This is a genomic window from Saccharopolyspora shandongensis (genome assembly GCF_900106995.1).
GTDB classification, from domain to species: Bacteria; Actinomycetota; Actinomycetes; order Mycobacteriales; family Pseudonocardiaceae; genus Saccharopolyspora; species Saccharopolyspora shandongensis.
This window is the reverse complement of sequence record NZ_FNOK01000012.1, coordinates 194,072-205,549: the sequence shown is the minus strand read 5'-3', so window position 1 is coordinate 205,549 and position 11,478 is coordinate 194,072. Positions and strand designations below refer to the sequence as shown.

The following is an 11,478-nucleotide window of genomic DNA, read 5'->3' as shown; positions in this document are numbered from 1 at the left end:
TCGATCAGCTTCGGCGACGACAGATCGAACTCACAAGCGAGATCGGTCTTCGTCTCACCAGCAAGGAAACGCCGCACCACCTCGAGCTTGAACTCGACGGTGAAAACCCGCCTGGACGGCTTACTCACCAGCGCCGCACCCCCGCGAACCCGCCACCGGCCATACAACCGGGCCACCGCCGGGCGAGACACACCAAGCCTGGTCGCGACCGCACGATCCGCCCAACCGTCATCGAACAACCCTATCGCCGCGGCACGCTGCTCCACGCTCAACGAACTTCGCCCAGCCATACAACCGCTCCCCGGAGATCGGAACTGAATTCCTCAGTCCAACCTCCGGGGACCAGTTCATCGAAGGTGCCCTTCGTGCTTTCCCGGCGCTGCGAGATGCGGCACCTTCATCGGTCCAGTGAGGACGTTCGGGTGCTCCGGGCCACAGATCGGCCGCCGAGTGGGGCGGGCCACCATGACCGGGAGGCCCTTCCAGCGGGACACTTTCGGTATGGCTGAACAGGATTACCGGATCGAGCACGACACGATGGGCGAGGTGCGGGTTCCCGTCGACGCCCTGTACCGCGCGCAGACGCAGCGAGCCGTCGAGAACTTCCCGATCTCCGGCCGGGGCCTGGAACGGTCCCAGATCCGCGCGCTCGGCCTGCTGAAGGCCGCCGCGGCCCGCGTCAACGGTCGGCTCGCGGTGCTGGACGCCGACGTGGCCGAGGCGATCGCCGCCGCGGCCGACGAGGTCGCCGAAGGCGCCCACGACGCGCACTTCCCGATCGACGTGTTCCAGACCGGCTCCGGCACGTCGTCGAACATGAACGCCAACGAGGTCATCGCCACCCTGGCGTCCCGGCGGCTCGGCCGCGACGTGCACCCCAACGACCACGTCAACGCCTCGCAGTCGTCCAACGACACCTTCCCGACGACCATCCACGTCGCGGCCACCGAGGCGGTGCTCGCCGACGTCATCCCGGCGCTGGATCACCTCGCCACGACCATCGAGGGCCGCGCCGCGGAGTGGACCGAGGTCGTCAAGTCCGGCCGCACCCACCTGATGGACGCGGTGCCGATCACGCTGGCCCAGGAGGCCGGCGCGTGGGCCTCGCAGGTGCGCTACGGGATCGAGCGGCTGCGCGGCGGCCTGCCGCGGCTCGGCGAGCTGGCGATCGGCGGCACCGCCGTCGGGTCGGGCCTCAACGCGCCGGCCGGGTTCGGCGCCGCGGTCGCCGCGGAGCTGGCCGAGGTGACCGGGCTGCCGCTGACCGAGGCCCGCGACCACTTCGAGGCGCAGGCCGCGCAGGACTCGGTGGTGGAGATCTCCGGCGACCTGCGCACCGTCGCGGTCAGCCTCACCAAGATCGCCAACGACCTGCGCTGGCTGGGGTCCGGCCCGCGCACCGGGCTGGCCGAGCTGGCGCTGCCGGACCTGCAGCCGGGATCGTCGATCATGCCGGGCAAGGTCAACCCGGTGATCCCGGAGGCCACCCTGCAGGTGGTGGCGCAGGTGATCGGCAACGACGCGGCCGTGGCGTTCGCCGGTTCGCAGGGCAACTTCCAGCTCAACGTGATGCTGCCGGTGATCGCGCGCAACGTGCTGGAGTCGGCGCGGCTGCTGGCCGCGGTGTCGCGGCTGCTGGCCGACAAGGTGTTCGCGGGCGTGCAGGTCAACGCCGAGCAGGCCCGGGCCTACGCCGAGGGTTCGCCGTCGATCGTCACGCCGCTCAACCGCTACATCGGCTACGAAGAGGCGGCCGCGGTCGCCAAGCAGGCGCTCAAGGAGCGCAAGACGATCCGCGAGGTGGTCCTGGAACGCGGTCACGTCGACGCGGGCAAGCTCACCCTGGAGCAGCTGGACGAGGCCCTCGACGTCCTCCGCATGGCCAACGACGGCTGATCCCGTCGCGAGCGGTCCGGGTCGCGCCGATGGCCCGAACCGCTCACAGCGGCTCGGCACCCGCGGCGACGCGGGTGCGCGCTGTCGGGGGTCGTGCGCACCATGGGCTCATGGTGCTGCTCGCGGATGTGGTGACGACCTCGCGCGAGGTCTCGGCGACGCGTTCTCGCAAGGCCAAGACCACTGCGATCGCCGGGCTGCTCGCGCGGCTCGACGCCGAGGAGGTCTGCCCGGCTGCGGCGTTGCTGGCCGGTGAGCTGCCCGGCGGACGGGCCGGCGTCGGCTGGTCGACGCTGGCCGCGCTCGACGTCGAACCGGCGCCCGAGCCCACGCTGACGATCACCGATGTCGACTCGGCGATCAGCGCGGTGCGGCTGATCAAGGGCGCCGGCTCCGGCCAGCGCCGGGCCGAGACGCTGTCCGGGCTGTTCGGCAAGGCGCCCGCCGACGAGCAGGAGTTCCTGGTGCGGCTCCTCGGCGGCGAGCTCCGGCAGGGCGCGCTGGAAGGCGTGATGATCGAGGCCATCGCCGCTGCGGCCGGGGTGCCGGTCGAGGCGGTGCGGCGGGCGTTCATGCTCTCCGGCCGGCTGCCGGCGACCGCCGAGGCCGCGCTGCGCGGCGGCGAACCGGCGCTCGCCGAGTTCCGCCTGGAGATGGGTCGGCCCGTCCGGCCGATGCTGGCCTCGCCCGCGGAAACCCTGGACGCAGCGCTCGACGAACTCGGCGAGGTCAGCGTCGAGTACAAATTGGACGGTGCGCGCATCCAGGTGCACCGCGACGGCGACGACGTGCACGTCTACACCCGGACGCTGCGCGAGATCACCGGCAGCGTGCCCGAACTCGTCGAGCTGGTGCGCGGCCTGAACTGCCGGGCGGTGGTGCTGGACGGCGAGACGCTCGCGCTCGACGACGCCGGGCGCCCCAGGCCGTTCCAGGAAACGATGGGCCGGTTCGGCGCCCAGAACTCGCGCGATCTCCTGCTGCACCCGTACTTCTTCGACTGCCTGCACCTCGACGGCGAAGACCTGCTCGACCTGCCGCTGAGCCAGCGCCTCGACGCGCTGGAACGGGTCGCGCCACAGCACCGGATCCGCGCGACCTTGTCGCCGTCGGCGGACCGCGCGGCCGCGCTGTTCGACGAGGCGCTGGACGCCGGGCACGAAGGCGTCATGGTCAAGGCGCTGGACTCGGCGTACGCGGCGGGGCGGCGCGGCCGCTCGTGGCGGAAGGTCAAGCCCGAGCACACCCTGGACCTGATCGTGCTCGCCGCCGAATGGGGGCACGGCCGGCGGCACGGCTTCCTGTCGAACCTGCACCTCGGTGCACGGGATCCCGACGGCGGCCCGCCGATCATGGTCGGCAAGACGTTCAAGGGCCTCACCGACGAACTCCTGGCCTGGCAGACCGCGGAGTTCCAGCGCCGCGAGTCCCACCGCGACGACTGGACCGTCCACGTCGCGCCGGAGCTCGTAGTGGAGATCGAACTCGACGGCGTGCAGACCAGCACCCGCTACCCCGGCGGCGTCGCGCTGCGCTTCGCCCGCGTGCTTCGCTACCGGCCCGACAAGGACGCGGCGTCGGCCGACAGCATCGAGGCGGTTCGCGCCATGCTGCCGGGCGGGTGAGATCCTGACGGCATGAGCGGCAACGACTTCGGCGAGATCGGCTCGATCAACATCGGACCGGGCACCATCAGCCCGCGCGACTTCCAGGCGGACGCGGTCGAGCTGGACTACTACGTCGCGGTCCTGGTCCTGGAGGCCACCTCGGACGCGGCCGACCACGAACCGCTGTACGAAGAATCCTTCGTGCTGCTCAAGGCGGAATCCGAAGAAGAGGCGAAGGAAAAGGCCGTCGAGCACGGCAAGCAGCAGGAAACCAGCTACCAGAACGAGAACCACGAACTGATCACCTGGAAGCTGAAGCAGATCATCGAGGTGAAACTCCTCGAAGACGCCACCTTCGACGACGGCACGGAACTCTACGGCCGCTTCTTCCGCAATTACCAGGCCTACAGCTCCTTCGAACCCCTGACGGAAGAAGAAGCCTAGAAACGCAGCGGCCGGGGTCCCGCCTCCGGCGGGCACACCCGGCGTACTTCCAAACCCCAACAGAGCCTGGCTGACGGAAATGTAGCAGCGCGCATCTCGCGATCACCACCGGGTGTATCGATTTGATCTCGAACTGCAGTTCTCGCTTCACTACGGCACTTGTTCGTCCACGCCTACGTCGATGAGTCCTACGACCTGACCATCGGCGTCTACATCCTCACGGCCAGCATCGTCGACCTCGACGACGCCGAAGAAATCCGCTGCGCGCTCCGCGAGCTTCACACCGGTAACGGCAAACTGCACTGGCACAAGTCCAACCCTGAGCATCGCAGAAGGTTCTCCAAATGTCTGAGCACATTGCCGGTGAGACATCTGATTGTCATAGGACGCGGACGACTAATGAGCTCGGAGCGAGCTCGCCGGAAATGCATGGAGGCCCTGCTTCCCTCGCTGGAGGACATGGGCGTCAACATCGTCATGTTCGAAGCCCGGCAGCGCGTGAATGACAGGCATGACATCAACATGGTGGATGCTTGCCGCCGCCGGAAGTTGATCTCAAGACTGTCGGTGATCTTTGCGCCCAGAGATCACGAGTTGTTGCTCTGGCTTCCTGACGTCGCGTGTGGCACGGTCCTTGCCGCTGAGCGAGGCGAGGCTAGCTATTTGGAACAGCTCGGAGATTCGACACAGCTGGCGGGGATCGAGATTCGATGAAATTTCCCCAGAAACGCAGAGGCCGGGGTCCCGCAATACAGCGGGCACACCCGGCGTACTTCCAAACCCCAACAGAGCCTGGCCGAAGCCAGTATAACAACCGGTAGGCCCCGGATATCAACTCTGGATGACTCAACCGATCCGGTGATCTTGAAGTCGTGCCCAGTCAAGCGCGGCCGTCAGGCTAGGCCGTCCGGCTTCGGGAGGCGACTGGGGGCGTCCGACCCCGTATGGTGGTGAGACGTGCAGTTCTTGAACGGGCAGCAGCCCTCCACCGACCTGACCTACGACGACGTCTTCCTGGCGCCCCGGCGCTCCGGCGTCGAGTCCCGCTTCGACGTGGACCTCGCCACCAGCGACGGGACCGGCGCCACCCTGCCGATCGTGGTCGCCAACATGACCGCCGTGGCCGGCCGCCGGATGGCGGAGACCGTCGCCCGGCGCGGCGGCCTGGTCGTTCTGCCGCAGGACGTCGACCCCAGCGCGGTCGCCGAGATCACCGCCTGGGTCAAGGCGCGGCACCCCGTGTGGGACACCCCGCTGGTGTTGCACGCCGATGACGCCGTCGCCGACGCCCTCAACCTCCTGCCCAAGCGTGCCCACGGTGCCGTCGTGGTCGTCGACGACGACAACCGGCCGCTCGGGGTCGTCGACGAGGCGGCTTGCACCGGCGTCGACCGGTTCGCGCGGGTCGGCGAGGTCGCCGACCGGCACCCGGTCGTCCTGCCGCTGGAGACCAAGCCCCGCGAGGTGTTCGAGCAGCTGGACCAGCACGCGCGCAACGTCGCGATCGCGGTCGACGCCGACGGTCGGCTGGCCGGGATCATGACCAGCCGCGGCGCGCTGCGCGCCGAGATCTACACCCCGGCGCTGGACGACGCCGGCCGGCTGCGGGTGGCGGCGGCGGTCGGGGTCAACGGCGACGTCGCGGCCAAGACGTCCGCGCTGCTGGAGGCCGGGGTCGACACCCTGGTCGTGGACACCGCGCACGGCCACCAGGAGAAGATGATCTCCGCGCTGCAGGAGGTCCGCTCGGCCGGTCCGCGGGTTCCGGTGGTGGCCGGGAACGTGGTGACCGCCGACGGCGTGCGCGACCTCATCGAGGCGGGCGCCGACGTGATCAAGGTCGGCGTCGGGCCGGGCGCGATGTGCACGACGCGGATGATGACCGGCGTCGGCCGCCCGCAGTTCTCCGCCGTCGCCGAATGCGCCGCCGAGGCGCGGCGGCTCGGCAAGCACGTCTGGGCCGACGGCGGCGTCCGGCACCCCCGCGACGTGGCGCTGGCGCTGGCCGCCGGCGCGGCGTCGGTGATGGTCGGCTCGTGGTTCGCGGGCACCTACGAATCGCCCGGTGACCTGCAGCGCGACGAGCACGGCCGGGCGTACAAGGAGTCCTTCGGCATGGCGTCGAAGCGCGCCGTGTCCGCCCGGACCCGCAGCGACAGCACGTTCGACCAGGCCCGCAAGGCGCTGTTCGAGGAGGGCATCTCCAGCTCCCGGATGCGGCTGGACCCGCAGCGGCCGAGCGTCGAGGACCTGCTGGACCAGATCACCTCCGGCCTGCGCTCGTCCTGCACCTACGCGGGCGCCCGCAGCCTGGAGGACTTCTACGACCGCGCGCTGGTCGGCATCCAGTCCGCCGCCGGCTTCGCCGAAGGTAGGCCGCTGCCCGCCGGCTGGTGATCGAGCGAGGGCGCCGCTCGACGAGCGGCGCCCCCTCACCTCGTGATCAGGGAATGAAGTCCCCTTCCAGCAGTTCGGTGACCAGGGCCGCGATCGGAGAGCGCTCCGAGCGGGTCAGGGTCACATGGGCGAACAGCGGGTGACCCTTGAGCTTCTCGATCACCGCCGCGATGCCGTCGTGGCGCCCCACCCGGAGGTTGTCGCGCTGGGCGACGTCGTGGGTCAGGACCACTCGGGAGTTCGCTCCCAGCCTGGACAGCACCGTGAGCAGCACGTTCCGCTCCAGGGACTGCGCCTCGTCGACGATGACGAACGAGTCGTGCAGCGACCGGCCACGGATGTGGGTCAGCGGCAGGACCTCCAGCATGCCGCGATCGATCACCTCGTCCAGCACGTTCTCGCTGGCCAGCGCGCCGAGGGTGTCGAACACCGCCTGCGCCCACGGCGCCATCTTCTCGTTCTCGGTTCCCGGCAGGTAGCCGAGTTCCTGACCGCCGACCGCGTACACCGGCCGGAACACCACGACCTTGCGGTGCTGCTGCCGCTCCAGCACCGACTCCAGGCCCGCGCACAGCGCGAGCGCGGACTTGCCGGTCCCGGCCCGGCCGCCCAGCGACACGATCCCGACTTCCGGGTCGAGCAGCAGTTCCAGGGCGATCCGCTGCTCCGCGGAGCGGCCGTGCAGGCCGAACGCCTCCCGGTCGCCGCGCACCAGCCGGATCTGCTTGTCCGCGGTCACCCGGCCCAGCGCGCTCTGCGAGCCGCAGAGCAGCCGCACCCCGGTGTTCGGCGGCAGGTCCCGGGCCTCGTCGAGATCGGCGATGCCCTCCTTGAAGAGGATGTCCACCGAATCCGACGGAACCTCGACGTCGGCCATCCCGGTCCAGCCCGAGGAGACCACGTCCTGCGCGCGGTACTCCTCGGCGTCCAGGGCCACCGACGCCGCCTTGACGCGCAGCGGCATGTCCTTGGTCACCAGCGTGACCCGGTGTCCCTCGGCGGCCAGGTTCAGCGAACAGGCCAGGATCCGGGCGTCGTTGGAGTCCGTGCGGAACCCCGGCGGCAGCACCTGCGGGTCGGAGTGGTTCAACTCGACGTGGAGGCTGCCGCCGGATACGCCGACCGGAACCGGCTCGTCGAGCCGACCGTGCTGAATTCGCAGGTCGTCGAGGGCGCGGAGGGCTTCTCTGGCGAACCAGCCGAGTTCGGGGTGGTGGCGCTTGCCTTCCAGTTCGCCGATCACCACCACCGGGAGCACGACGTTGTGCTCGGCGAAGCGGGACATCGCCCACGGATCGGACAGCAGCACCGAGGTGTCCAGCACGTAGGTGCGGATTTCGGTGCCACCTGGTTGCGCGCTGGTCGCGGACTCGCCGTTACGGGCTGGGATCTCCGCTTGGGGCTGGGAACGTCGTGCGGTCACGGCTACTCCCTCGCGGGCGTGGCATGCACACCCGCTCGTCGGCGGGCCGGGCCTGCCCCCGTCGCGCCCCGGCCGGATCGGTCGTCCGCCGTGGTCGCAGGGGCCGGGCACCGGCCCTTCTCGACCAAGGTGGACGTGGTAACCGTCCGCTCCAGCCATCAGGCACGATCAGGGCCTCCCGGACGGGCCGCGTTGGGACTTGCACTGGGAACGGCCCGTCATCAGCGACGCTACCGGCGGGATTGCGTCTCGGCAGGCAGCCACACAGGTGATTCGCCGATTGGTCAACTTTTCTTCACATGGCACGGAATTCGCCCAGGTCACGGATTCGCCGGCGGATCGGGGCCAAGGTCGATCCCGGTCCGGCAGCAGGTCAGGGCATCTGCACGGCCCAGCGCGCATCCGGCACGCCACGTGATCATCACTACGCCATTTGGGTGATCTTCACCGGGTGAACGGCTCAGACGCGGGCCGCCAGCTCGGCCCGGACCGCCGACGGCACCAGCGGTTCGTCAAGCAACCGGCGATAACGATCGGCGCTCGATGTGCCCGCCGGGCGGTTCTCCAGCCAGCGCCGCAGCAGCCGATAGCCCTCGACGTAGGTGGTGGTGTAGGCGCGCCACAGCGGATCGCGCATGAACCGGACGAGGTGCCGCGCCCGCTGGTCCGGCATCAGCAGCCAGCGCTGCAGGTACTCGGAAACCTCCGCCTCGTCGGCGCCGTCGGCGTGCAGCATCAGCAGGGCGTCCTGGCGGACCGTCAGCAGGCGGCCCATCGCGAGCTCCAGCCGCTCCGACAACTCGCCCTCCATCCGGATGCCCAGGTCCGCGAAGATCTCCGCCGCCCACGGGCCCCAGCCCGGCCCCACGACCGCCTGCAGGCCCAGGTCGGCGAGGCCTTCGGCCATCAGGCACTGCGGGGTGTTGACCAGGAAGATCGTGTGCTCGGCCTGGGCGTCCCGGATCGCCAGGCCGGCCTCCTTGCGGCAGTGCTCGGTGTGGTGGCCCGGGTAGGACTCGTGCGCGACGAGGTGCGGCAGGTTCGCGGCCCGGTGCCCGACGTCGGCGTTCACGGCCACCCGCGACCGGTAGTCGCCGACGTAGTGGTTGAAGCCGCTCCAGGGCTTGTCGGTGACGATCTGGTACTCGACGACTTCCTGGACCGGCAGGCCGAAGCGGCGGCGCACGCGATCGCGCAGCGCGCTCGAAAGCGCCTGGACGCACACCTTGAGCCGGTCGGCGGGCACCGCGTCCCGGCTGCGGACGGCGGCCAGGCGCGCGGGCAGCGAGCCCCGGCCCGGCAGCAGCTCGCCCAACAGGCGGTGCGCCTCGCGGTACTCGTCCTGGTCGCCGAGCACCGGCGTGACCTGGAAGTACGCCTCCACCTCCGCCGGGAACGGCACCTGCTCGCCGGCCAGCTTGCGCCCGGAGCACTCCAGCGCGGTCAGCTGCGCGGCGAGGAATCGGCGGCGCGGTTCGGCCAGGCCGGACTCCGGCAGCGCGGCGAGCAGCCGGCGCGCGTCGGCGGCCAGCCGCGCCGGATCGGGACTCGTCTCGTTCTGCACCCGCCGCCGCAGCGCCGGGTCGCCGGTGAAGGAATCCACGAATCCCTGGACGAGCCGGTCGAATCTGAGCCCGAGAAGCACGTATTCGGCCACGAGCGCTTCGGAGTCCACATGCGGACACTACGCCGCGCGCTCGCTGGCGCGGAACGGTGGTCCCCGTTTCCGCGGCCGCCGAAACCGCGCGCATTTGCCGACGCAACGAAAAGGGCCGGCGCGACACCTGAAGATCACACGATAGTGTTAACGAGGTGTCGTTTTTCCACTTTCGCTGGATATCTTTCACGCCGAGCGCATCACTCCGGCTGAACATTGGGGTGCGCAGCCGGAAATTCGATCGCGCTCTTCATCCCATCCAACAAGGAGTACCCAAGTGCTTAAGAAGGCAGCGATCGTCGCCGGTGCCGCCGCCGGCCTGCTGGCCCTGGCCCCCGTCGCCAACGCCGACAGCGCCGACAACGACGGCATCAACATCGGCAACGACAACAACCTGAGCGTCCTGCCAGTTCAGGCCTGCGGCAACAACGTCGCCGTCCTCGGCGCCGTGGTGCCGATCCTGTCGCCGCAGCTCAACAACTGCGTCAACGCGCCGATCGTCGACCACCCCAAGGGCTACTGACCCAGCGGGCGAATCACCTGGATCTGGTACGCGGAATTAGGTGACGAAAAGGGCGCCGGGCCTGCCCCGGCGCTCCTTTTTGCGTGCCGAAAAACGGGCCAGGAGTCCGCTCGCCTCCGCAATTACCGGCCGCGACGAGCGGAAACAGGATTCGCGTTCACACAATAGTGTTACGGAGTTTGGGAATCCGGCCCGCGCCGGGTTAGCTTTCCTGCCGGAACGCGCCAGACTCGATGGCCACCTCGCGGGCTTTCCGAAGTTTCCGGTGTGAACTCCGAATACCGCGGTAATCAAAGGAGAGTGAACCCAAGTGCTGAAGAAGGCTGCGATCATCGCCGGTGCCGCCGCCGGCCTGCTGGCCCTCGCCCCCGTCGCCAACGCCGACAGCGCCGACAACGACGGCATCAACATCGGCAACGACAACAACGTCAGCGTCCTGCCGATCCAGGCCTGCGGCAACAACGTCGCGGTCCTCGGCGCCGTCGTGCCGATCGCGTCGCCGCAGATCAACAACTGCGTCAACGCCCCGATCATCGATCACCCCAAGGGCCACTGACCCAGGGCGAATCGCGTCGGGAGGGCCAGGTCCTGCGGGACCTGGCCCTCCCGACGTCCCGGGATCAGCCGCCGAAGCGGCGGTGCCGGACCGCGTAGTCGCGGAGCGCGCGGGTGAAGTCGACGCGGCGGAAGGCGGGCCAGTACGCCTCCGTGAACCAGAACTCGGAGTGCGCGGACTGCCACAGCATGAAGCCGGACAGCCGCTGCTCCCCCGAGGTGCGGATCAGCAGGTCGGGGTCGGGCTGCCCGGAGGTGTAGAGGTGCTCGGCGATGTGGTCGACGGTGAGCACCTCGGCGAGCTCTTCGATCGTGGTGCCCGCTTCGGCGTGCTGCTGCAGCAGCTTGCGCACCGCGTCGGCGATCTCCCGGCGCCCGCCATAGCCGACCGCCACGTTGACCTGCATGCCCGTGCGGCCCTTGGTCCGCAGGGCGGCCGCGGACAGTCGGGCGGCGGTCTCGGTGGGCAGCACGTCGAGGGCGCCGACGATCCGCACCCGCCACGGGGTGGCCGGGTCGGTGAGCTCGTCCACCACCCCGGCGATGATCTCCATCAGCGCGTTCAGCTCTTCGGACGTGCGGTTGAGGTTGTCGGTGGACAGCAGCCACAGCGTGACGACCTCGACATCGGCCTCGTCGCACCAGCCGAGCAGTTCGGTGATCTTGCGGGCGCCGGCGCGGTGTCCGTGGGCGGCGTCCAAGCCGGCTTCCTTGGCCCATCTGCGATTGCCGTCCAGGATGACGCCGACGTGCCTGGGGTGTTCCACCCCGTCGAGCTTGCGGCGCAGCCGCCGCTCGTAGACGTCGTAGATGAGTTCTTTCAACCGAACCTTGAGCGCCACGCCCGATGAGCCTACGCGGATGCCGGCGGGCAGTGGCCCCCCACCTCAGCTCAGCGTGCCGCGCAGATCACGGAAGGGATGCGCGGTACCCCGCCTTCGAGTGCCGTTGAACACGTCCGATAGCGGGACAGGTG

General features: G+C 69.7%; 11 protein-coding genes. 7 read left to right on the top strand and 4 right to left on the bottom strand.

Annotation, left to right across the window (positions count from 1 at the left end; genetic code table 11):
* A partial coding sequence (locus BLW84_RS15795) for a helix-turn-helix domain-containing protein (protein ID WP_177226492.1) occupies nucleotides 1-266 on the bottom strand: 266 nt, incomplete at its 3' end.
* 235 nt (nucleotides 267-501) lie between these two features.
* Here BLW84_RS15795 and BLW84_RS15790 point away from each other — a divergent pair.
* The 5 genes from BLW84_RS15790 (at nucleotide 502) to BLW84_RS15770 (ending at nucleotide 6,344) form a co-directional block, all read left to right on the top strand.
* Complete coding sequence (locus tag BLW84_RS15790; RefSeq protein WP_093266045.1) at nucleotides 502-1,896, top strand: class II fumarate hydratase; 1,395 nt, start codon at nucleotides 502-504, stop codon at nucleotides 1,894-1,896.
* 110 nt (nucleotides 1,897-2,006) lie between these two features.
* Nucleotides 2,007-3,521, top strand: coding sequence for an ATP-dependent DNA ligase (locus BLW84_RS15785; protein WP_093266044.1), 1,515 nt, complete (start codon nucleotides 2,007-2,009; stop codon nucleotides 3,519-3,521).
* A 12-nt stretch (nucleotides 3,522-3,533) separates the two neighbouring features.
* Entirely contained in the window at nucleotides 3,534-3,947 is a 414-nt protein-coding gene (locus BLW84_RS15780) for a DUF4288 domain-containing protein (protein ID WP_093266042.1), read from the top strand.
* A gap of 159 nt (nucleotides 3,948-4,106) precedes the next feature.
* Nucleotides 4,107-4,661: a hypothetical protein gene (locus tag BLW84_RS15775; RefSeq protein ID WP_093266041.1), complete on the top strand. Its 555-nt coding sequence runs from the start codon at nucleotides 4,107-4,109 to the stop codon at nucleotides 4,659-4,661.
* 243 nt (nucleotides 4,662-4,904) lie between these two features.
* Entirely contained in the window at nucleotides 4,905-6,344 is a 1,440-nt protein-coding gene (locus BLW84_RS15770; protein ID WP_093266039.1) for a GuaB1 family IMP dehydrogenase-related protein, read from the top strand.
* A 46-nt stretch (nucleotides 6,345-6,390) separates the two neighbouring features.
* Here BLW84_RS15770 and phoH2 read toward each other — a convergent pair whose 3' ends face one another.
* Both phoH2 and BLW84_RS15760 read right to left on the bottom strand, forming a co-directional pair.
* On the bottom strand, nucleotides 6,391-7,734 hold the full coding sequence (gene phoH2 / locus BLW84_RS15765) for an RNA 5'-3' helicase PhoH2 (protein ID WP_425441719.1): 1,344 nt from the start codon (nucleotides 7,732-7,734) through the stop codon (nucleotides 6,391-6,393).
* A 493-nt stretch (nucleotides 7,735-8,227) separates the two neighbouring features.
* On the bottom strand, nucleotides 8,228-9,442 hold the full coding sequence (locus tag BLW84_RS15760) for a DUF885 domain-containing protein (RefSeq protein WP_093266036.1): 1,215 nt from the start codon (nucleotides 9,440-9,442) through the stop codon (nucleotides 8,228-8,230).
* 259 nt (nucleotides 9,443-9,701) lie between these two features.
* Here BLW84_RS15760 and BLW84_RS15755 point away from each other — a divergent pair, with 259 nt between their 5' ends.
* Both BLW84_RS15755 and BLW84_RS15750 read left to right on the top strand, forming a co-directional pair.
* Complete coding sequence (locus BLW84_RS15755; RefSeq protein WP_093266034.1) at nucleotides 9,702-9,947, top strand: hypothetical protein; 246 nt, start codon at nucleotides 9,702-9,704, stop codon at nucleotides 9,945-9,947.
* A 310-nt stretch (nucleotides 9,948-10,257) separates the two neighbouring features.
* A complete protein-coding gene (locus BLW84_RS15750; protein ID WP_093266032.1) occupies nucleotides 10,258-10,503 on the top strand; it encodes a hypothetical protein in 246 nt (81 codons plus the stop codon).
* A gap of 64 nt (nucleotides 10,504-10,567) precedes the next feature.
* Here BLW84_RS15750 and BLW84_RS15745 read toward each other — a convergent pair whose 3' ends face one another.
* Nucleotides 10,568-11,344, bottom strand: coding sequence for an isoprenyl transferase (locus tag BLW84_RS15745; protein WP_093266030.1), 777 nt, complete (start codon nucleotides 11,342-11,344; stop codon nucleotides 10,568-10,570).
* Between the last annotated feature and the right edge of the window lie 134 nt (nucleotides 11,345-11,478).

Bases quoted from the DNA above. Each gene is read 5' to 3' on its own strand.
- BLW84_RS15790 (WP_093266045.1), top strand. From the start codon at position 502: ATGGCTGAACAGGATTACCGGATCGAGCACGACACGATGGGCGAGGTG.
- BLW84_RS15785 (WP_093266044.1), top strand. From the start codon at position 2,007: ATGGTGCTGCTCGCGGATGTGGTGACGACCTCGCGCGAGGTCTCGGCG.
- BLW84_RS15780 (WP_093266042.1), top strand. From the start codon at position 3,534: ATGAGCGGCAACGACTTCGGCGAGATCGGCTCGATCAACATCGGACCG.